At 38.9% G+C, this 20831-nt stretch carries 34 protein-coding genes; 1 reads left to right on the forward strand and 33 read right to left on the reverse strand.

Going from position 1 to position 20831, the window contains the following annotated elements; translation table 11 throughout:
- Positions 1 to 52 precede the first annotated feature (52 nt).
- Complete coding sequence (locus MKY29_RS20855) at positions 53 to 730, reverse strand: KinB-signaling pathway activation protein (RefSeq protein ID WP_090567926.1); 678 nt, start codon at positions 728 to 730, stop codon at positions 53 to 55.
- A 140-nt stretch (positions 731 to 870) separates the two neighbouring features.
- Between MKY29_RS20855 and gerD the strand changes: the two genes are divergently transcribed.
- Positions 871 to 1488 carry a spore germination lipoprotein GerD gene (gerD, locus tag MKY29_RS20860; RefSeq protein ID WP_340880683.1) on the forward strand — a complete coding sequence of 206 codons (618 nt, stop codon included), beginning with the start codon at positions 871 to 873 and terminating at the stop codon, positions 1486 to 1488.
- 29 nt (positions 1489 to 1517) lie between these two features.
- On the opposite strand, the gene MKY29_RS20865 is transcribed toward gerD, so the two are convergent.
- The 32 genes from MKY29_RS20865 to rpsC form a co-directional block, all read right to left on the reverse strand.
- Positions 1518 to 2570, reverse strand: a complete 1053-nt coding sequence (locus MKY29_RS20865; RefSeq protein ID WP_090567917.1) for an Mrp/NBP35 family ATP-binding protein — start codon at positions 2568 to 2570, stop codon at positions 1518 to 1520.
- Positions 2571 to 2648: 78 nt separating this feature from the next.
- Positions 2649 to 3362, reverse strand: coding sequence for an N-acetylmuramoyl-L-alanine amidase (locus tag MKY29_RS20870; protein WP_090567958.1), 714 nt, complete (start codon positions 3360 to 3362; stop codon positions 2649 to 2651).
- A 51-nt stretch (positions 3363 to 3413) separates the two neighbouring features.
- Positions 3414 to 4598, reverse strand: a complete 1185-nt coding sequence (locus tag MKY29_RS20875) for an MFS transporter (RefSeq protein ID WP_093495433.1) — start codon at positions 4596 to 4598, stop codon at positions 3414 to 3416.
- A gap of 27 nt (positions 4599 to 4625) precedes the next feature.
- Entirely contained in the window at positions 4626 to 5135 is a 510-nt protein-coding gene (locus tag MKY29_RS20880; protein WP_269915781.1) for a GNAT family N-acetyltransferase, read from the reverse strand.
- Positions 5136 to 5298: 163 nt separating this feature from the next.
- Positions 5299 to 5691: a 30S ribosomal protein S9 gene (gene rpsI / locus MKY29_RS20885; protein ID WP_090567909.1), complete on the reverse strand. Its 393-nt coding sequence runs from the start codon at positions 5689 to 5691 to the stop codon at positions 5299 to 5301.
- 22 nt (positions 5692 to 5713) lie between these two features.
- Complete coding sequence (gene rplM, locus MKY29_RS20890) at positions 5714 to 6151, reverse strand: 50S ribosomal protein L13 (protein WP_090567905.1); 438 nt, start codon at positions 6149 to 6151, stop codon at positions 5714 to 5716.
- 166 nt (positions 6152 to 6317) lie between these two features.
- Positions 6318 to 7067 (reverse strand): tRNA pseudouridine(38-40) synthase TruA, encoded by a 750-nt coding sequence (gene truA, locus MKY29_RS20895; protein ID WP_093495435.1) that lies wholly within the window; start codon positions 7065 to 7067, stop codon positions 6318 to 6320.
- 15 nt (positions 7068 to 7082) lie between these two features.
- Positions 7083 to 7880: an energy-coupling factor transporter transmembrane component T family protein gene (locus MKY29_RS20900; protein ID WP_090567897.1), complete on the reverse strand. Its 798-nt coding sequence runs from the start codon at positions 7878 to 7880 to the stop codon at positions 7083 to 7085.
- The gene (locus MKY29_RS20905; protein ID WP_093495436.1) at positions 7880 to 8749 is read right to left on the reverse strand and encodes an energy-coupling factor ABC transporter ATP-binding protein; all 870 of its coding nucleotides are present in this window, start codon (positions 8747 to 8749) and stop codon (positions 7880 to 7882) included. The genes MKY29_RS20900 and MKY29_RS20905 overlap by 1 nt, the downstream gene beginning before the upstream one ends.
- Positions 8725 to 9573, reverse strand: coding sequence for an energy-coupling factor ABC transporter ATP-binding protein (locus MKY29_RS20910; RefSeq protein ID WP_093495437.1), 849 nt, complete (start codon positions 9571 to 9573; stop codon positions 8725 to 8727). Before MKY29_RS20910 ends, MKY29_RS20905 begins: the two co-directional genes overlap by 25 nt.
- A gap of 446 nt (positions 9574 to 10019) precedes the next feature.
- Positions 10020 to 10400: a 50S ribosomal protein L17 gene (rplQ, locus tag MKY29_RS20915; RefSeq protein WP_090567888.1), complete on the reverse strand. Its 381-nt coding sequence runs from the start codon at positions 10398 to 10400 to the stop codon at positions 10020 to 10022.
- Positions 10401 to 10453: 53 nt separating this feature from the next.
- Complete coding sequence (locus MKY29_RS20920) at positions 10454 to 11398, reverse strand: DNA-directed RNA polymerase subunit alpha (RefSeq protein WP_090567885.1); 945 nt, start codon at positions 11396 to 11398, stop codon at positions 10454 to 10456.
- Positions 11399 to 11532: 134 nt separating this feature from the next.
- On the reverse strand, positions 11533 to 11922 hold the full coding sequence (rpsK, locus tag MKY29_RS20925) for a 30S ribosomal protein S11 (protein WP_090567882.1): 390 nt from the start codon (positions 11920 to 11922) through the stop codon (positions 11533 to 11535).
- Between the two features lie 25 nt (positions 11923 to 11947).
- A complete protein-coding gene (rpsM, locus tag MKY29_RS20930) occupies positions 11948 to 12313 on the reverse strand; it encodes a 30S ribosomal protein S13 (protein WP_090567879.1) in 366 nt (121 codons plus the stop codon).
- 23 nt (positions 12314 to 12336) lie between these two features.
- Positions 12337 to 12450 carry a 50S ribosomal protein L36 gene (rpmJ, locus tag MKY29_RS20935; RefSeq protein WP_003247619.1) on the reverse strand — a complete coding sequence of 38 codons (114 nt, stop codon included), beginning with the start codon at positions 12448 to 12450 and terminating at the stop codon, positions 12337 to 12339.
- A gap of 40 nt (positions 12451 to 12490) precedes the next feature.
- Positions 12491 to 12709: a translation initiation factor IF-1 gene (gene infA, locus MKY29_RS20940; protein WP_016429904.1), complete on the reverse strand. Its 219-nt coding sequence runs from the start codon at positions 12707 to 12709 to the stop codon at positions 12491 to 12493.
- A 437-nt stretch (positions 12710 to 13146) separates the two neighbouring features.
- Complete coding sequence (locus MKY29_RS20945) at positions 13147 to 13800, reverse strand: adenylate kinase (RefSeq protein WP_090567876.1); 654 nt, start codon at positions 13798 to 13800, stop codon at positions 13147 to 13149.
- A 65-nt stretch (positions 13801 to 13865) separates the two neighbouring features.
- On the reverse strand, positions 13866 to 15158 hold the full coding sequence (gene secY / locus MKY29_RS20950) for a preprotein translocase subunit SecY (RefSeq protein WP_090567873.1): 1293 nt from the start codon (positions 15156 to 15158) through the stop codon (positions 13866 to 13868).
- The gene (gene rplO, locus MKY29_RS20955; RefSeq protein ID WP_090567869.1) at positions 15158 to 15598 is read right to left on the reverse strand and encodes a 50S ribosomal protein L15; all 441 of its coding nucleotides are present in this window, start codon (positions 15596 to 15598) and stop codon (positions 15158 to 15160) included. Before rplO ends, secY begins: the two co-directional genes overlap by 1 nt.
- A gap of 32 nt (positions 15599 to 15630) precedes the next feature.
- Positions 15631 to 15813 (reverse strand): 50S ribosomal protein L30, encoded by a 183-nt coding sequence (gene rpmD / locus MKY29_RS20960; protein ID WP_090567866.1) that lies wholly within the window; start codon positions 15811 to 15813, stop codon positions 15631 to 15633.
- A 15-nt stretch (positions 15814 to 15828) separates the two neighbouring features.
- On the reverse strand, positions 15829 to 16329 hold the full coding sequence (rpsE, locus tag MKY29_RS20965; RefSeq protein ID WP_090567863.1) for a 30S ribosomal protein S5: 501 nt from the start codon (positions 16327 to 16329) through the stop codon (positions 15829 to 15831).
- A 21-nt stretch (positions 16330 to 16350) separates the two neighbouring features.
- Positions 16351 to 16710: a 50S ribosomal protein L18 gene (rplR, locus tag MKY29_RS20970; protein ID WP_090567859.1), complete on the reverse strand. Its 360-nt coding sequence runs from the start codon at positions 16708 to 16710 to the stop codon at positions 16351 to 16353.
- A gap of 30 nt (positions 16711 to 16740) precedes the next feature.
- Positions 16741 to 17280: a 50S ribosomal protein L6 gene (rplF, locus tag MKY29_RS20975; RefSeq protein WP_090567856.1), complete on the reverse strand. Its 540-nt coding sequence runs from the start codon at positions 17278 to 17280 to the stop codon at positions 16741 to 16743.
- Between the two features lie 30 nt (positions 17281 to 17310).
- On the reverse strand, positions 17311 to 17709 hold the full coding sequence (gene rpsH / locus MKY29_RS20980) for a 30S ribosomal protein S8 (RefSeq protein WP_090567854.1): 399 nt from the start codon (positions 17707 to 17709) through the stop codon (positions 17311 to 17313).
- 30 nt (positions 17710 to 17739) lie between these two features.
- Positions 17740 to 17925 (reverse strand): 30S ribosomal protein S14, encoded by a 186-nt coding sequence (gene rpsN / locus MKY29_RS20985; protein WP_090567851.1) that lies wholly within the window; start codon positions 17923 to 17925, stop codon positions 17740 to 17742.
- 18 nt (positions 17926 to 17943) lie between these two features.
- Complete coding sequence (gene rplE, locus MKY29_RS20990; RefSeq protein ID WP_090567848.1) at positions 17944 to 18483, reverse strand: 50S ribosomal protein L5; 540 nt, start codon at positions 18481 to 18483, stop codon at positions 17944 to 17946.
- 23 nt (positions 18484 to 18506) lie between these two features.
- The gene (rplX, locus tag MKY29_RS20995; protein ID WP_090567845.1) at positions 18507 to 18815 is read right to left on the reverse strand and encodes a 50S ribosomal protein L24; all 309 of its coding nucleotides are present in this window, start codon (positions 18813 to 18815) and stop codon (positions 18507 to 18509) included.
- Between the two features lie 36 nt (positions 18816 to 18851).
- Positions 18852 to 19220: a 50S ribosomal protein L14 gene (rplN, locus tag MKY29_RS21000; protein ID WP_053591327.1), complete on the reverse strand. Its 369-nt coding sequence runs from the start codon at positions 19218 to 19220 to the stop codon at positions 18852 to 18854.
- A gap of 43 nt (positions 19221 to 19263) precedes the next feature.
- Entirely contained in the window at positions 19264 to 19527 is a 264-nt protein-coding gene (rpsQ, locus tag MKY29_RS21005; RefSeq protein ID WP_090567844.1) for a 30S ribosomal protein S17, read from the reverse strand.
- An 18-nt stretch (positions 19528 to 19545) separates the two neighbouring features.
- Complete coding sequence (gene rpmC / locus MKY29_RS21010; protein ID WP_090567840.1) at positions 19546 to 19746, reverse strand: 50S ribosomal protein L29; 201 nt, start codon at positions 19744 to 19746, stop codon at positions 19546 to 19548.
- Positions 19736 to 20170, reverse strand: a complete 435-nt coding sequence (gene rplP, locus MKY29_RS21015; protein ID WP_090567838.1) for a 50S ribosomal protein L16 — start codon at positions 20168 to 20170, stop codon at positions 19736 to 19738. Before rplP ends, rpmC begins: the two co-directional genes overlap by 11 nt.
- Before the next feature lies 1 nt (position 20171).
- Entirely contained in the window at positions 20172 to 20828 is a 657-nt protein-coding gene (gene rpsC / locus MKY29_RS21020; RefSeq protein ID WP_090567835.1) for a 30S ribosomal protein S3, read from the reverse strand.
- Between the last annotated feature and the right edge of the window lie 3 nt (positions 20829 to 20831).

The following is a 20831-nucleotide window of genomic DNA, read 5'->3' on the forward strand; positions in this document are numbered from 1 at the left end:
TAATCCTTATAAATTTAAAAGTTGCTCCGACTAGTAGTCAGAGCAACTTTTATTAGTTCTTAGCAGATGCAGCTTCTCTTCTGTTTTTTCTACGTTCTTCCAACTTCAAACGATCGACCTCAGACTTAGCATTATATTTTGGCAGCGCCAGTAATTGATATGCATTAACCGCTAAAATCGGGAACAATAATAATGTAACCCAACTATCTACATTATCCGCTCGTACCATTAGTACCGGAAGCCACTCTAAGGTTGAGATAACTATCATGAAAAACAAAGCAGATATAAGTGCGTGCTTTTTCGTAAGATTCGCTTTAACAATTGCCACTACTACTGAGGTAATGATTAATACTGTAAGTAAGATAACGTATAACCATATTTGTCCGGTTGTTTCTGCATTTGGTCTAAAACGAAACATAATTAAATCAAATATAACAAATGCAATAATCAATAACTGCACCCAGTTCCACAGAGTAAGAGTCCTAAAAATATTTACACCCATTTGGTGAATTGTTAAATAGGCAAAGTAACCCATTTGAGCAATTACACTAATTGTAAAGCCCATTACTACCATAAACGCAAATGCAGCTAAGAACTCTCCCCATTGTCCTGCTTCAAAGTATTGTGAAAAAGCATCATCCCAACGTATAAATAAACCAAAAACACCTGTTACTAAACCACCGATTAACAAGGCATTTAGAAAGAATTTAAACCAATTTCGAATAGTCACTGCAAGATTTCCTCCATCTTTTCTATTTCCTTTATAAGTATAAATTGTAACAAGCCTTTTATGAAAAATCTATTTCTTCCTACTGACTATACATATTTCCTAACCAAATGTGAACAATAATCGAAAGGACGGTGACGGATATGAAATACTTTGCTCTTTTATTATTGAGTCTTGGACTTCTCGCTAGTTGTAGTTCTCCCGCTACTCAGCCTTCTTATGAGGAGAATAAGAAAATGTTCATTGATGCTCTGCAAACCGAGGATGGAAAAAAAGCAATTCGAACATTATTGTCAGATCCTCAATTCAAAGAACTCCTAGTATTAGACAGTGAACAAGTAAAGACATCTGTTGAACAGACAATGCTTTCAAAAGAAGCTGAGGACTTTTGGAAGGAAGTTTATTCAGATCCAAAGTTTTCAGAGACAATGGCAAAGAGTATGGTAAAGCAGCAAGAGGAATTAATGAAAGCCTTAATGAAGGATCCAAATTATTTAAAGGATTTAGAGACCTTTTTTAGTTCAGCTGAGATGAAAAAAGAATTAGCTAAAGTATTGGAATCCAGCGATATGCGAAAAGAAATGCAAAAGGTTGTAGAAGAAACTATCAAAAGTCCGGTACTGCAAGCTAAGTGGCAGAAATTAGTGGAGGAAGCTGGGGGTAAAACTGAAAAAGCTGGGGGCGGATCTGGAGGAGGAGAAGAAGGAGGAGCTGCTGGTTCATCTGAGGAAGATAAGAAGAAAGAAGAAGAAGAAAAATAGGCCGCTCCTCTTTGGAAACGGCCTCTTTCTTATGCTTTTTCTATAACTTTTTGCGCAATATCTAAATAAATTTTTCCAGTATTATGTGTTTCTTCATAAACAGATGGAGCAAAATCGATGTCATTCCAGTCTGGCTGCCCTAATGGAAGTTGTCCTAGTAATTCTGTACGTAATTCCTCTGCAAGCTTCGGTCCTCCACCTTTACCAAATACAAATTCTTTTTCTCCTGTGGATTTTGATTCATACCACGACATATTTTCGATTACACCAAGAATTTCATGATCAGTTTGAAGTGCCATTGCACCTGCTCTTGCTGCAACAAATGCAGCTGTTGGATGCGGTGTTGTTACTACGATTTCTTTCGATGTCGGTAGCATTTGGTGAATATCTAAAGCGACATCTCCAGTACCTGGTGGTAAATCTAAGAGCAGAAAGTCTAATTCTCCCCATTCAACATCTTTGAAGAATTGGTCTAGTACTTTTCCAAGCATTGGTCCGCGCCATACAACTGGTGTATTGTTCTCTACAAAGAAGCCCATAGAGATTACTTTGACACCTTTACGTTCTACAGGAATAATACGGTCCTCTATAATCTGCGGAATGTCTTTTACGCCCATCATATCAGGTACACTAAACCCATAAATATCAGCATCTACAAGCCCTACTTTTTTACCTAAACGAGCAAGCGCAACCGCTAGGTTCACTGAAACAGTAGATTTACCAACACCGCCTTTTCCAGATGCTATAGAAATAATTTTCACTTTACTAGTTGGAGAGAGAAGATTTTCGTTGTCACTTTCTTTTGTTTTCCCTCGAAACTGCTCCAGTACTTCTTTTGGTAGCTCTTCAAAACGAATACCTACAGTTGCAGCGCCTGCTTCTTTCAAGACTTCTACAACTTTTCCTTGTAGTTGCATTTGTTCTGCTGAATTTATTTTAGCTATAGCTAGCTTTACACTTACATGATTTTTCTCTTCTTTAATAGACACTTCTGAAATCCCATTCGTTTCTTCTAGTGTTCTATGTAAAAATGGGTCGTTTAATGCTCCTAGCAAAGTACGAACTTGTTGCTCATTAATCATCTGTAGACACTCCCCTTAAGTTTAACTATTCGCCTTATAGTATACCATAATAGAGTGTCTACAATACGTTACATTGTCTTAGTAAATATTATCCTCAACAAATTCAATTACACCTTCAGATATAGCTTCTACCATTTCCTTCTGGTACTTTTCAGACTTCAATAATTCTCGCTCTTCATTATTACTTAAAAAGCCTGTTTCTACTAATACTGCAGGTGCATTTGCTTTCTTCAATATATATACCTGTTTAATCGCCAGTGCTTCCCGCTCTGTGTTTCCGATTTTTTCTCGAATGGACCCTTGTATAGATTTAGCTAATAACTCTCCACCTGCGTGTCCGTCTGCATGATAAAAGACTTGAGCCCCTCTCCATCTTTCCTCTGGAACTGCATTCACATGCAAGCTAATGACTAAGTCTGCCTCTGAGTTATTCATAATTTCTTCACGCAATAATAGGTCGGCAACCTTTCTAGCCCTCGTAGTAGGGAAATCCTCATCTGGTCTATGTTCTGCAATTGCATCACCTTCCTTACTTCGTGTCATGACCACTGTTGCACCCTGCGACTTCAACTTTTTCTCTAGTTTTAGGGACATAGCTAGCGTAATATCTCGTTCAACTGTATCGCCACTACTAGCTCCACCATCAATCCCTCCATGCCCTGGATCAATGACAATCTTCACTCCACTCATTGGTTCAGGCAAGAAAAAACCAATGTCACTAGCTTTTGTTCCATACACAACTGCAAGAAGGGATATCAAAAACAAAACAAAGATAATTAGCCACTTTTTCAGGTTCATCGCTCCTTTTTCACTCATTATACGTATGAGGGACAAAGAGTATGATTAGAATTGTCCACGTATTTTTGAACTGTAATAGAACGATGGAATAGCTAATAACGTGATAAGTGAAATGATGATGAACACCATTGCGCCACCGCTCATCGTATCCAACAGAAAACCACCCAAACTAGGACCAGCTATTCGACCGACAGACTTTACACCTGAAAGGGCAAAATAAGTACCCTTCTCATGATCCTCACACATTCCATCTAAATGAATATCAACCATAGTAAATACTAATACTTCTCCAGCTGTAAAAATAACCATAGCAACCATTAACCACAATATTAAGTCACTCTGCCCAAAGAAAAATAATCCAATTGACAATAACCCACTTCCAATCATTAAGGAAGTAGTCGTGCTTATCAATTCTCCTAGCTTATAGACAAAGTACTGAATGACTAATACGGTAATAGCATTTGTTGTTATAAGCCACGCGAAATATTTTATTGCTAGTTCATGGTCAAAAGACTTCCCTATGTGTTGACTAAAAGTAGAGTCAAACTGACTGTAACCAAAACTAATAAAGATTAATGCCAACACAAAAATCGAAAAACTTGTATCCCTTTTAAAGACATGAAACGAATGAAATATTGAAGGCTTCGTTAAACTAATAGGTTCCTGTTTCAGAGGGTACTTATTAAATATAAAGACAAATGTTAATATGTTTAATAAGAAAATAAGTCCAACAATAAAAAATAGATTTACCATTCCATACTTTTGGAAATAAACAGAAATCAGCGGGGCAACTGCAGCAGATATATTAATCAAAAAGTAGCGGATATTAAATATTAATCGACGATTTTCTGGTTCTGTATATAGACTCAGTAATACACGGTAAGTAGGTTCCACAACTGCCTGACTCGCACCAAGCAAAACAGCAAATCCTAAAAACCCTGCATAATAATCGATGAAAGGGAAATAAAAATAGCAAACTAAATATCCAAGGAGTCCTACCATTATGACTTTGTTCTTAGGATACTTATCAATATATGGTCCTACAAAAAAACTCATCACTAAATTAGATAGAGCCAGTGTCGATATAATCGTTCCAATTTGCACGCCCGAATAATGAAAGTCCTCGAGCAAAAATAGCGTTAAATAAGGCAAAACTAAAAACGTTCCAAAACGCGCAATAAAAATACTAACAAGTATCGTGCCCGTCACAGCATTAAATTTACTTCTCATACATTCCCTCTTCTTCTTTATAAATCATTACTGACTTTTATATGTATACAAACTAACCGACTTGCCTTTTAAAATTATTTCTTTTTCTAATTGCATACCATTTTTGATGGCTACACGACCAGATCTTGTGTTGTCCGTCTGAATAAGAGAGATTAGACGATGTATACCTAACTGATTGGTTGCACGATTAAGCAATGCTTTAGCTGCTTCTGTTGCATACCCATTACCCCAGAATTCTTTTGCAATCCAATAACCAATTTCTAGCTCTTCTTTTCCGTCAATTTGTTGAGGAATTATTCCAGCGTGTCCTATTGGAATCCCATCCTCTTTTCGAACGAGTAATTTTAAGCCAAACTCTTCGTTTTGCTTATAGTGACTCTGAATCCTTTCTAAAAAAGCAAGTGCTTCTTCTGTATTTCGCGTATCGCCATTCCCTATGTACTTCATCATCTCCGAATCATTTAACATTGAATATAAAAAGTCAAAGTCATTCGCCTCATACAAACGAAATACTAATCTTTGTGAGGTAAGATCCATTTTCGCTCCTCCTTTATAATTATTTTCTAAATATACACCTCTCAAAATAGACATACAATTACTTTTTAAACATTTTGACAACCGTCTATATTTCTCGCATGACCAAACAAAAAAAGCACTCCCCGAGAAATCTCGAGAAATGCTTTGAACTGATAATTTAATATTAACGTTTTGAGAACTGAGGTGCACGACGAGCGCCTTTAAGTCCTGGTTTTTTACGTTCTTTCATACGTGGATCACGCGTTAAGAATCCTGCTGATTTCAATGCTGGACGGAAATCAGGATCTACTGTAAGTAGTGCACGTGCAATACCATGACGGATTGCTCCTGCTTGTCCTGTGAATCCACCACCATTAACGTTTACGTGTACATCGTAGCTACCTAAAGTTTGAGTAGTTACTAATGGTTGTTTAATGATTTCACGTAAAGTTTCGTATGGTACGTAATCTGCTACGTCACGTTTGTTGATAACGATATTTCCTTCGCCCGGTACTAAACGCACACGTGCTACTGAACTTTTACGGCGACCAGTGCCGATATATTGAACTTGTGCCAAGTGAATGTCCTCCTCTTAATTATTATCCGCGAAGCTCGTATGCTTCTGGTTTCTGTGCTGCATGTGGGTGTTCTGCTCCAGTATAAACGTGAAGCTTGCTGAACATTTGACGTCCTAAAGAGTTTTTAGGAAGCATTCCTTTAATTGCTAACTCAAGCATTTTCGTTGGGTACTTAGTACGCATTTCTAAAGCTGTACGTTGTTTAAGTCCACCTGAGAATTGAGTGTGACGGTAGTAAATTTTGTCATTTAACTTGTTCCCAGTTAAATGAATTTTTTCTGCATTAAGAATGATCACATGATCACCTGTGTCAACGTTCGGTGTGAATGTTGGTTTGTTTTTACCACGTAAAATAGCTGCAACTTCTGAAGCTAGACGACCAAGAGTTTGGCCTTCAGCGTCTACTACTAACCATTTACGTTCTACTTCGTGACCTTTAGCCATGAATGTTGTACGCATGTATTTTGTCCTCCTAATTCAATCATAATCGATCTAAAATTTTCTATATCCTCATACCAATAAGTTTCGGGGCTTATATTGTGGGGTTAAGAAATACCATACATCATCATACCTCGAATGTAACAATTAGTCAAGCATTTTCCGTAAAACACCTGGTGATGTTGTTTCATTCATCGTAAGCTACTTTTTCGAGGTATAAACCGTGTGCTGGAGCGGTTTTCCCTGCTTCCTTTCGAGAACACGACAAGAGGATTTCCGAAAGACTTTCCACACTTTTTTTTCGAATACCTACTTCCCATAATGTACCTGCAATAATACGCACCATATTATATAAAAAGCCACTTCCACTAATAACCATATGGAGTTGTTGTGTTTCTTTCTTCATTTCAAAGTTAATAGAATAAATAGTTCTCACAAAATCATTTACATTCGTTTTAGCTGCACAAAAACTTGAAAAATCATGAGTACCCAACAAATGTTGAGCAGCTTCTTGCATCGATGCGATATCTGGTTTGTATCGGTCAGCATGTACGGAAAAGTCACGCTCAAATGGACTATGTATTTCACTAAGTGACCAAATATAACGATAAGTCTTTCCAATAGCATGGTATCGGGCATGAAAATCATCAGATACCTGTTCTACCGATAATATTCGAATATCTCCAGGTAGTTGAACATTTAAAGCGGTACACCAACGATCTAACGGAAATGTTAACGGGCTATCAAAGTGAATAACTTGTCCTGTTGCATGAACGCCAGCATCTGTTCTTCCACTTGCAACAATTTTAACAACGGCGCCTTTATGAATTGTTTCTAGGACACGTTCTATTTCCAATTGAACAGTTCGTTTTCCCGGTTGAACCTGATAACCAGAAAACTGACTGCCATCATAACTAATAATCGCTCGAAGTCTCACGTTAACACCTCTTAATCATTTTCTAAAGTAAACCAGTATTGCAGCAAGTACGACGAGCGACAGGATGATTAACGTGTCTCTCGTAGCCCATTCTAGCTTTCTGTACCTAGTACGTCCCTCGCCGCCTTTATAGCCTCTTACTTCCATTGCAGTTGCTAAATCCTCTGCACGTTTAAATGCGCTTACAAACAAAGGTATTAGAAGTGGAACGATTGCATTCATTCTCTCCTTCATACTACCCGTTGTCATATCAGATCCTCTCGCCATTTGAGCTTTCATAATCTTATCTGTCTCATCCATTAAAGTTGGTATAAATCTTAACGAAATTGACATCATAAGAGCCAACTCATGTACAGGTAGCTTCCACTTTTTTAATGGGTTCAATAAAGTTTCTAATGCATCTGTAATTGAAATAGGCGTTGTAGTTAATGTGAGAATAGACGTTAAAACAACGAGTACGGTAAAGCGTATAGATATGAATATCCCTTGCTTTAGCCCTTCCTCGTAAATTTTAATAAACTTCCATTCAAAAATAATTGAACCTTCTCGAGTAAAAATCAGATGCAATAAGAACGTAAATATAATCAAAAACACAACAGGTTTTAATCCGTTTATCAAAAAATAAAGCCTAATTTTCGATAATCGTATGATCAAAAAAGTAAACACTAGTAATATTCCATACGTAATCCAGTTGTTTGCAATAAAGACAACCATGATAAATAAGAAAACAAATATCAGCTTGGCACGAGCATCCAAACGATGAATAAAAGAATCTCCTGGAATATAACGCCCAAATATCATTTTTTCAAGCATTAAATTTCACGCTCCTTTTTCATCAGGCGTGCTAGTTCTTCAGCTAAAGTCTCTTCTGTTAAACAAAGTGTCGACAACTTTTTTCCCATCATCTCTTCTAGTTTCTTTTGAAACTTAATAGATTGAGGTAATTCTAGACGATAATCCATTAAACGATCCTCATCTGAGAATATCTCCTGGGGTATCCCTTGCAGCACACATTGTCCATTGTGCATAATAGCAATTCGGTCTGCATATCTAGCAGCGTCTTCCATGCTATGTGTTACGAGTACAGTAGTTAAACCTTTTTCTTGATGGAGTCGATAAAATAACTCCATTATTTCCTTACGCCCTCTTGGGTCAAGCCCTGCTGTTGGTTCATCCAAAACTAATACTTCTGGATTCATTGCAAGGACTCCCGCTATGGCAACTCTTCGCATTTGTCCTCCAGACAGGTCAAACGGCGACTTTTCCATAACCTCTTCTGGTAAACCAAGTAGCCTTACTAATTCTATAGCACGTTGTCTTGCTTCTTCTTCTGGCACCCCAAAGTTCATAGGTCCAAACATAATATCCTTTAAAACCGTTTCATCAAATAATTGATGCTCAGGGAATTGAAAAACGATTCCTACCTTTTGTCTAATCTCTCGTAATTTTTTGTTCTTTTTAGCTGCAACTACTTCCGTACTACCAATACGAATAACTCCTTCTGTTGGCTTCAACAATGCATTTAAGTGCTGCAGCACCGTAGACTTCCCAGAACCTGTATGACCAATGATGGCTTGATAAGAACCTGAAGGAATAAGTAAATCTACATCGTATAAAGCTCTTTTTTCAAATGGAGTATCTTTGGCATAAGCATAACTTACTTGTTGAAGTGAGATGTCCATAAATCATTCACCAACTCTTCTTCTGACATGTGGTCTGCTCCAATTTGCACACCTTGTGCTCGTAATAATCTAGACATATTCATTGCAAAAGGTAAATCTAATCCTAAATCGATTAACTCTTGACCTCGTTCAAATATTTCTTGTGGTGACCCTGCTGCATACTTCTTCCCTTGATTCATAACAATTACACGATCAGCAAGAAGTGCTTCTTCTAAATCATGTGTAATAGAGATAACCGTTAAGTCGGTTTCTTTTCTCAGCTGGTGCACAGTCTGAAGTACCTCTTCTCTCCCCTGTGGATCTAACATGGAAGTTGCCTCATCTAACAATAAAATCTTTGGTTGAAGTGCAATAGCTCCAGCTATAGCAACCCTTTGTTTTTGTCCTCCAGATAGATGATGTGGCTCACTATTCATAAAGTCACTCATTTTCACTTTTACTAAGGAGGCTTGTACACGTTCTACCATTTCCTCAAATGGGATTCCGTTATTTTCTAAAGCAAACGCAACATCGTCTTGCACGGTTGCTCCAACAAATTGGTTATCTGGATTTTGAAAAACCATTCCCATTTTAGACCGAGTGTCCCATAAATTTTGTTCATTTAACGGTTCTCCAAAAACCCTTACCGTTCCCGTCTGAGGAAATAGAAGACCGTTCATTAATCGTGCTAATGTCGATTTGCCAGAACCATTATGGCCTACAATCGCTACCCATTCACCATCATTAATTGTATATGAGACATTCTGTATAGCAGGTCGTACACCTGTATCTTCTTCTGCATATGTAAATGTAACTTCCTGTAAAGAAATAATTTCGCGTTTCATCCTTTACCTCCTCTGCTCAACTCAGCTGTGCTAATAGTTTACATCATTTTACGGTAAATTAAAAAAGCGCGCACCTCATTTTGAGAAATGCGCTCTTCTATAACTTATTTCTAGATTGGTTGCTCAAGACCAATCAGGAAAATGAGGTGCGTAGAGCTAGACGAGACGCTACTAGTTGAGGATTCGAAAATCCCAATAAGCCCGCTCATCATAACACTCTGCTTTTATAATGTCGTATAAATCTGTTTGAAAAAGAAGAGGGCGGTAGTAAACCACCATTACCCTCTTCAATTTGGCAGACGTAAAAACGCCTGTTAAATTGTAAATAAAATTCGCCCCGGTGTATTTGAGTCCAAACTTTAATTGCGCAAGCGTAATTAAAATCTGTGACATCCGCCGGAGGCTTTAATTTACTTTTTGGGTGCGTGAGCACCTAAAAAACTAAATTAAACTAACTCAATTACTACTACTGGTGCTCCGTCTCCGCGACGAGGTCCAGCTTTCATAATACGAGTGTAACCGCCTTGACGATCAGCATAGCGTGGTGCTACATCATCAAACAACTTTTGTAATGCATAGATTGTAGATTCGTTACCTTCTTCATCAGTAGAAGCAACAACCTCACGACGAATGTAAGCCGCAGCTTGACGACGAGCGTGTAAATCTCCGCGTTTACCTAAAGTGATCATTTTTTCAACAACAGAACGTAATTCTTTTGCACGTGCTTCAGTAGTTTGAATACGCTCATTGATAATTAAGTCAGTTGTTAAGTCACGTAACATCGCTTTACGTTGAGAACTTGTACGTCCAAGTTTTCTGTAACCCATGGATGTTTCCCTCCTTTGGTGAATAATTCAAGTCTCGCTATATCAAAACCCGTTTAGTCTTCTTTACGTAATCCTAAACCAAGCTCATCTAACTTCGCTCTTACTTCTTCTAAAGACTTACGTCCAAGGTTTCGTACTTTCATCATATCGTCTTCTGATTTGCTTGCAAGCTCAAGTACTGTATTAATACCAGCGCGTTTTAAGCAATTATAAGAACGAACAGAAAGATCAAGTTCTTCAATAGTCATCTCTAAAACTTTTTCTTTTTGATCCTCTTCTTTTTCGACCATGATTTCAGCAGTCTGAGCCTCATCAGTCATCCCTACAAAGATATTCAAGTGCTCTGTTAGAATTTTTGCTCCAAGAGAAATCGCCTCTTTAGGACCTGTGCTGCCATCTGTCCACACATCAAGTGTTAGTTTATCGAAGTTGGACAATTGCCCAACACGAGTATTTTCCACTTGGAAATTCACGCGTGAAACTGGAGTATAAATAGAGTCGATCGGGATTACGCCGATAGGAAGATCCTCACGTTTGTTTTGAACAGCAGGAGTGTAGCCACGGCCTCGACCTGCGTACATACGCATGCGGAAATGACCATTTTTGCCGATTGTAGCAATATAAAGTTCAGGGTTTAAAATTTCTACGTCACTGTCATGTGTAATGTCAGCAGCTGTAATCGTTCCCTCACCTTTAACATCAATCTCAATGACCTTTTCCTCGTCAGAGTAGATTTTTAAAGCTAGTTTTTTCACATTCATAATAATAGATGCTACATCTTCCACTACGCCCTCAATAGTTGAGAACTCGTGCAAAACGCCATCAATTTGAATAGAAGTAACTGCAGCTCCTGGTAAAGATGACAGAAGGATGCGTCGTAAAGAATTTCCCAAAGTATTTCCATAGCCACGTTCAAGCGGTTCTACAACAAATTTACCAAACTTGGTATTTTCGCTGATTTCTACACTTTCAATCTTTGGTTTTTCGATTTCGATCATTCCAATTTACCCTCCCTCAAAACATCGAATGTATAGGTTCTTTCCATCATGAATTCGATCGTTAACTGATTGCTGTTAATACAACCACAGTCTGTACAATAAATGATGTTCTCAAACAAGTTGAGTATCACCTATTAAACGCGACGACGTTTTGGTGGACGGCAACCATTATGTGGTACTGGTGTTACGTCTTTAATTGCTGTAACTTCTAGACCTGCAGCTTGAAGTGCGCGGATTGCCGCTTCACGACCAGCACCTGGTCCTTTAACAGTTACTTCTAAAGTTTTGATACCATGTTCCATTGAAGTCTTTGCAGCTGTTTCTGCAGCCATTTGTGCAGCAAATGGAGTAGATTTACGAGAACCTCTAAATCCAAGAGCTCCAGCACTTGACCAAGAAAGTGCATTTCCTTGCATGTCTGTGATAGTCACAATAGTGTTGTTAAATGTTGAGCGAATGTGAGCAATACCGGATTCGATATTCTTTTTCACACGACGCTTACGTGTTTGTTGTTTACGTGCCATGTTAAGAAGAAACCTCCTTTACCGATTATTTTTTCTTGTTAGCTACTGTTTTACGTGGACCTTTACGAGTACGTGCATTGTTCTTCGTATTTTGTCCGCGTACTGGTAAGCCTCTACGATGACGGATACCACGGAATGAACCGATTTCCATCAAACGTTTAATGTTTAGTGATACTTCGCGACGAAGGTCACCTTCTACTTTGTATACACCGATTTGTTCACGGATTTTGTTTAGTTCGTCTTCTGTAAGATCACGTACACGTGTCTCTTCTGAAATACCAGCTTCCGCCAATACTTTTTGAGAAGTCGTTTTACCAATTCCGAAAATGTATGTTAATGCAATAACAACGCGTTTGTCGCGTGGAATGTCAACACCAGCAATACGTGCCATATGTGTCGTGCACCTCCTTCTTATTATCCTTGTCTTTGTTTGTGTTTAGGATTTTCACAGATTACCATTACTTTACCGCGTCGGCGAATTACCTTACATTTTTCGCAGATCGGTTTCACAGATGGTCTCACTTTCATCTAACCTAACCTCCTTAGTAGTCCGGAGTGCAAAAGATTATTATTTAAAACGGTACGTAATACGACCGCGAGTTAAATCGTAAGGAGAAAGTTCAATTGTGACTTTATCTCCAGGTAAAATACGAATGAAATGCATACGAATTTTACCCGATACATGCGCAAGTATCGTATGACCGTTTTCTAATTCTACCTTAAACATCGCGTTTGGCAAAGTCTCAACAACTGTTCCTTCGACTTCAATTACATCATCTTTCGCCATCAACCCTGTCTCCCTTCTATATACAAATCAGGTTCTCATCAAAACTCAAACGTAATTTGCTGTTAGTATAGCCTCTAGTAGAACGAAACTATTCGTTCAAGCATATGTTTGGAAATCATGAGAGATGTTCGAAAGACACTCGTAAGGTTTCGCTTTTAGCAATCCACGGAGTAGACTCTCCCTCATGTCAACATGTTCGTACGAATGTGTTGGATGAGTTCCATAGTACCCGTTCGTTACACAGATGCTTCCACGAAACCCATTATACCCCGTAAGTATTATAAATGCACGTGGACAAGGGAGTCCCCGCTTTTGATGCATTTCTTTTCCTCCGAACGTATACCGGGCGCAATATGCTTTTGCAGCTCTCGAAAAAAACATTTTCGTTCTTTGCATACTACCCGGGTATTCAGTCGTCTGCGACAGGCACCGGGCAATTATATGCGGCTGCCCTGTAACAGAGCATCAAGATCAGCGAATACTACTTTAATATCCTGCTGTCCATCTATATTAGATAAAACACCTTTGTCTTCATAAAAATCAAGCAAAGGTTGTGTTTGCTTCATATTTACTTCCAGACGGTTAGTTACCGTTTCCGGATTATCGTCAGCACGTTGATAAAGCTCGCCACCATCTTTGTCACATACTCCATCTTTAGCAGGTGGATTAAAGACCAAATGGTAAGCAGTTCCACATTCTTTACAAATGCGTCGACCTGTTAGACGTTTAATCAATTCTTCTTGTTCTACTTGAATATTAAGCACATGCTCGATAGATTTATCAAGTTCCGAAAGTAAAGCATCAAGTGCTTCTGCTTGAGGAACTGTACGAGGGAAACCGTCAAGTAGGAATCCTTTTTCACAGTCTGGTTTACTTAATCTTTCGCGGACAATACCAATCGTAACTTCATCGGGTACCAAGGCACCTTGATCCATAAACGATTTTGCTTTCAAACCTAGTTCCGTACCATCTTTAATTGCTGCACGAAACATATCGCCTGTAGAAATATGAGGGATTGCGTACTTCTCAACAATTTTATCTGCCTGAGTACCTTTACCAGCACCAGGTAAACCCATTAAAACGATATTCATACGAAAATGCCCCCCAGGACTATATAGTCGATTTTTAGGAACATCAATGTCCCTAAAAACCTACCTTATTTCATAAAGCCTTTATAATGACGTTTAACTAGTTGGGATTCTAGCTGTTTCATCGTTTCGAGTGCAACCCCAACCACGATTAACAAACTTGTTCCGCCAATTTGTGCTGACTGCGGAAGATCCGCATATTTCACAAATAGCATCGGCATGATTGAAATGATAGCTAAGAATATAGCTCCAACAAAAGTTAATCGATACAATACGCTAGTTAAATAATTTTGTGTATTGATCCCTGGACGAATCCCTGGAATATACGCACCTTGCTTTTTCAAATTATCTGCTACGTTCTCTGGATTCACTTGAATGAATGCATAGAAGTAAGTAAATGCAATGATTAAAGCAATATAAATCGTCATACCAATAGGTTGTGTATAATCTAATGCTCTCGTAATAGCTTCGGTAGTACTGTTTTGACCGAAAAATAATACGATTGACTGTGGCGCCATAAGAAACGCTGAGGCAAAGATTACCGGAATTACTCCCGCAGCATTAACTTTTAAAGGCAAGTGAGTCTGTTGACCACCAGTTTGGGCTGCACCAGAAACACGTTTCGCGTATTGAATTGGAATTTTACGCAACGCTTGTTGAACGTAAATTACTCCAACTGTTACTGCGACAATTGCTAATAAAAGTAAAAGTACTATTACAATATTGATAAACAGCGCATCTCCTGCACCTTCAATTTGCTGTGCGTACACTTGGTTAACTGCGTTTGGAATGGCAGCAACAATACCAGCGAAGATAATGATAGAAATACCATTCCCAACACCTTTAGCGGTAATTTGCTCTCCTAACCACATTAAAAATGCAGTCCCGGCTGTCAAAACAACTGCAATAACTAAGTATGTCAATATACCATCATCTTTTATCAATGAACCACTATACATACGGTTGAAACCGTATGACATCGCAATCGCTTGAATAAAAGCTAACACAATTGTGAAGTAACGAGTGAATTGTGCAAGTTTACGTCTTCCGACTTCACCTTGTTTAGCCCACTCAGTAAACTTCGGAACAACATCCATTTGTAGTAATTGTACAATAATGGATGCAGTGATGTAAGGCATGATACCCATAGCTAAAATAGAAAAGTTAGCAAGGGCTCCACCACCAAATGTATTAAGGAAACCAATCAAACCCATTTGGTCTGTTTGTTTTAACACATCGGCATCGACGAAAGGTACAGGTACAAATGTACCGATACGGAAGACGATTAACATCAATAATGTAAAAATGATTTTATTTCGAATATCTCTCACACGCATAAAGTTGGAGATTGTTTGAAACATTAAACCACCTCTGTTGATCCGCCAGCGTTCTCAATTGCTTCTTTTGCTGATGCAGAGAATTTATGAGCTTTTACAGTTAACTTCTTGTCAAGTGTTCCATTACCTAGAATCTTGATACCAGATTTCTCGCTGCTCACAACACCTGTTTCGATTAATAAAGCAGGTGTAACTTCTGTGCCTTCTTCGAAACGATTTAATGTGTCAAGGTTCACAATTGCGAATTCTTTACGATTAATATTCGTAAATCCACGTTTTGGTAAACGACGGAATAACGGGTTTTGACCGCCCTCAAATCCTGGACGAACGCCTCCGCCTGAACGAGCGTTTTGACCTTTATGACCTTTACCTGATGTTTTACCAGTTCCAGAACCGATTCCACGTCCGATACGCTTACGCGATGAACGAGATCCTTCTGATGGTTTTAACTCATGAAGTTTCATATGGTGGCACCTCCTTATTCTTAAAATAAACCTTAAATTTCTTTTGTTGTTACTAAGTGAGCTACTTTGCCAACCATCCCACGGATAGCTGCATTGTCTTGATGCTCAACTGTTTGATGCATTTTACGTAATCCAAGAGCTTCTACTGTTTTGCGTTGAGCTGGTTTAGTACCAATCAAGCTTCTAGTAAGGGTAATTTCTAATTTAGTTGCCATTGTAATTTCCCCCCCTTATCCTAACAGTTCTTCTACTGATTTACCACGTAATTTAGCAACGTCTTCAGCACGTTTTAATTGAGTTAAACCTTCGATTGTAGCACGTACCATGTTGATTGGTGTGTTAGATCCAAGTGATTTAGAAAGAATATCTGTAATACCAGCCAATTCAAGTACCGCACGAACAGGTCCACCAGCAATTACTCCTGTACCAGGTGCTGCAGGTTTAACTAGAATAGATCCAGCACCAAAGTGTCCTACAACTAGGTGAGGAGTAGTTCCTTTAACTCTAGGTACTTCTATTAAGTTTTTCTTCGCGTCTTCAACTGCTTTACGGATAGCGTCTGGAACTTCTTGTGCTTTTCCAGTACCAAATCCTACATGACCATCTTTGTCACCGACAACTACTAATGCAGTAAAACGGAAACGACGTCCACCTTTTACAACTTTAGCAACACGGTTGATCGTTACTACGCGTTCTTCAAGTTCAAGTTTGTTTGGGTCAATACCACGCATGAAATATGTCCCTCCTTCTTCTTAAAATTCTAAGCCGTTTTCACGTGCAGCTTCAGCTAACGCTTTAACACGTCCATGATATAAGTAACCGCCACGGTCAAATACAACAGATTTGATGTTTTTTTCTGTAGCGCGTTTTGCGATTGTTTCACCAATCAATTTAGCAGCTTCTACATTTCCAGCTGTTCCATTGAAATCTTTATCCATAGTGGATGCACTTGCGATTGTAACACCTTGAGTATCATCAATCAGTTGTGCGTATAAATGTTTATTAGAACGGAATACATTTAAACGTGGACGTTCAGTAGTACCCGTGATTTTTGTACGAACACGTGCATGACGTTTCTTACGAACTTGATTTTTGTCTTGTTTCGTAATCACAGTGGTCACTCCTTTCTAATGCGAAATGCATTATTTACCTGTTTTACCTTCTTTGCGGCGTACAACTTCGCCTTCATAACGAATACCTTTACCTTTATAAGGCTCTGGTGGACGAACTTGACGAATGTTAGATGCTAAAGCACCAACGCGTTCTTTATCAATACCGCGAACGATAACTTTTGTATTAGAAGGAACTTCAACTACTAGTCCATCTTCAGGAGTGAACTCAACTGGATGTGAGTACCCTACATTTAGTACAAGTTTAGTTCCTTGTAATTGTGCACGGTAACCTACCCCAACTAAATCAAGTCCACGTTCGAATCCAGCAGATACACCCGTGATCATGTTAGCTAGCAAAGCGCGAGTTGTTCCATGAATCGTACGGTGTTCTTTTGAATCTGAAGGACGCACTAATGTTATTACTGTACCTTCTTGCTCAATCTTAATATCTTGGTTAAAAGATTTTGTTAATTCACCTTTTGGTCCTTTTACAACTACTGTATTATCAGCGTTAACTGTAACAGTAACTTCTGCAGGAACCTCTATTGGTTTTTTACCTACTCGAGACATTTTGTTGCACCTCCATTCGTTTGTTGATTATTACCAAACGTAAGCTACGATTTCTCCGCCAACTTGTTTAGCGCGAGCTTCTTTATCTGTTAATAAACCATTTGAAGTAGAAACTAAAGCAATTCCTAAACCGTTCAATACTTTAGGTACTTCGTTTGTTTTAGCGTAAACGCGAAGACCAGGTTTTGAAATACGTTTCAAACCAGTGATAACGCGCTCATCATTTTGACCATATTTTAAGAAGATGCGGATAATACCTTGTTTGCTATCTTCTACATATTCAACATCACGGATGAAACCTTCGCGTTTTAAAATCTCCGCGATTTCCTTTTTCAGGTTTGAAGCAGGAACTTCTAATTTCTCGTGACGAACCATGTTAGCATTACGAATGCGTGTAAGCATATCTGCAATTGGATCTGACATTGTCATTACATTTACCTCCTTCCCAGTTATAGGGGATTACCAGCTTGCTTTTTTAACGCCAGGAATTTGTCCCTTGTATGCAAGTTCACGGAAACAAATACGGCAAAGCTTGAATTTACGATATACAGAGTGTGGACGTCCACAACGCTCACAGCGTGTGTATTCTTGCACTTTGAACTTTGGCGTACGTTGTTGTTTTACGACCATTGATTTTTTAGCCACGTTTTCGCCTCCCTTATTTTACTTTTGGAATGGCATACCGAATTGTGTTAATAACTCACGAGCTTCTTCGTCAGAGTTCGCAGTTGTTACAATCACGATGTCCATACCGCGTACTTTCGATACTTTATCATAATCGATTTCAGGGAAGATTAATTGCTCTTTAACTCCAAGAGTGTAGTTACCGCGACCGTCGAATGCTTTTTTAGAAACACCGCGGAAGTCACGTACACGTGGAAGTGAAATAGCGATCAATTTATCCAAGAAGTCATACATACGTTCTCCACGTAGAGTGACTTTTGCACCGATTGGCATACCTTCACGAAGACGGAAACCAGCGATCGATTTTTTAGCTTTCGTAACTACAGGTTTTTGACCTGAAATGATTTGTAATTCTTCTACAGCAGCATCTAGAGCTTTTGTATTAGAAACAGCATCACCAACACCCATATTGATAACGATTTTATCAACTTTAGGTACTTGCATTACTGAGTTATATTCAAACTTGCTCATTAGAGCAGGAGAAACTTCCTTAAGATACTTTTCTTTTAGGCGGTTCATGTGTGTACCTCCCTTCTCTTTACTTATTTAATAATTTCACCGGATTTTTTCGCAACACGAACTTTCTTGCCATCTTCCACTTTAGAACCTACGCGAGTCGGCTCGCCAGTTTTTGGGTCGATTAACATAACATTCGATACGTGGATTGCAGCCTCGTGGCTTACAATTCCTCCTTGCGGATTAGCTTGGTTTGGCTTCATATGTTTTTTGATGATGTTTACACCTTCAACTAACACACGGTCTTTCTTAGGAAAAGCAGTAAGAACAACACCTGTTTTACCTTTGTCTTTACCTGAGATTACCATTACTTTGTCGCCTTTTTTAACATGCATTCTGTCGCACCTCCTTGATTGGCACTTTCATGTAAATTAAAGAACTTCTGGAGCTAAAGATACGATTTTCATGAAGTTGCTGTCGCGTAATTCACGAGCAACTGGTCCGAAAATACGAGTTCCACGCGGTCCTTTATCGTCTTTGATAATAACGCAAGCATTTTCATCAAATTTGATATATGTTCCGTCTTTACGGCGTACGCCGCTCTTAGTGCGAACGATTACAGCTTTAACGACGTCACCCTTCTTGACAACGCCACCTGGTGTTGCTTTCTTAACTGTACATACGACGATATCGCCGATATTAGCAGTTTTACGTCCAGTACCACCAAGTACTTTAATAGTTAAAACTTCACGTGCACCTGAGTTGTCTGCAACTTTCATACGAGTTTCTTGTTGGATCACTTAGGTAACCTCCCTTCGGAATTTATTAGTTCCGAACTTATTATTAGATAATAACCGCTTTTTCTACAACTTCCAATAGGCGGAAGCGTTTAGTAGCTGATAGCGGACGAGTTTCCATGATACGGACGATATCTCCGATTTGGGCTTCGTTTTGCTCATCATGAGCTTTAAATTTCTTAGAATATTTAACACGTTTACCGTATAACTTGTGTTTTTTATGAGTTTCAATTAAAACAGAAATTGTTTTATCCATTTTATCTGATACAACACGGCCAGTGTATACTTTGCGTTGATTACGCTCAGTCATGCCAGAAAACCTCCTTTATCAGTTGTTTGCACTGATTTCTCTTTCACGTACCACAGTTTTCATACGCGCGATAGCTTTACGAACTTCGCGAATACGAGCTGTGTTTTCTAATTGACCAGTCGCCAATTGGAAGCGAAGGTTGAAAAGCTCTTCTTTCAGTGATTTTACCTTTTGTTCTATTTCTGCAGTAGTAAGTTCACGGATGTCATTAGCTTTCATTAGATTCACCACCAATTTCTTGACGTTTGATTATTTTACATTTAATCGGAAGCTTATGTGATGCTAAACGTAATGCTTCACGAGCAACTTCTTCAGAAACGCCAGCTATTTCAAACATTATTTTCCCAGGTTTTACAACTGCTACCCATCCTTCAGGAGCACCTTTACCTGAACCCATACGTACCTCAAGAGGCTTTTTCGTATATGGTTTATGAGGGAATATTTTAATCCATACTTTACCGCCACGTTTCATGTAACGTGTCATTGCAATACGAGCTGACTCAATTTGACGACTTGTGATCCAGCTTGCTTCAGTTGCTTGTAAACCGAATTCACCGAATGCTATTTCTTTGCCGCCTTTTGCTTCACCACGCATTTTCCCACGGTGTTCACGACGATATTTAACGCGTTTAGGCATTAACATATTATTTGCCTCCTTCCTCAGAGTTCTTCTTAACTGGAAGGACTTCACCACGATAGATCCATACTTTAACGCCTAGCTTACCATAAGTTGTGTCAGCCTCAGCATGTGCATAATCGATGTCAGCACGTAATGTATGAAGTGGTACAGTTCCTTCGCTGTAATGTTCAGCACGCGCAATGTCAGCGCCGCCTAAGCGTCCAGATACTTGAGTTTTAATACCTTTAGCGCCAGAACGCATTGTGCGTTGAATTGCTTGTTTTTGAGCACGACGGAAAGATACGCGGCCTTCTAATTGGCGTGCAATACTTTCAGCTACTAATTTAGCATCTAAGTCAGCTCTTTTTATTTCAACAATATTTATGTGTACACGTTTACCAGTTAAATCGTTCAAGTGCTTACGAAGTGCTTCCACTTCAGTACCACCTTTACCGATTACCATACCTGGTTTAGCAGTGTGAATTGTAACGTTAACACGTTTTGCAGCGCGTTCGATTTCTACAGTAGAAACAGAAGCTTCTTTTAAACGAGTTTCGATGTACTTACGGATTTTCAAGTCTTCGTGTAGTAGAGTTGCATAGTCTTTACCAGCGTACCATTTTGACTCCCAGTCACGAATGATGCCTACTCGTAATCCTATAGGATGTACTTTTTGACCCACGAA

This window comes from Psychrobacillus sp. FSL K6-2365 (assembly GCF_038003165.1).
Taxonomy (GTDB): domain Bacteria; phylum Bacillota; class Bacilli; order Bacillales_A; family Planococcaceae; genus Psychrobacillus; species Psychrobacillus psychrodurans.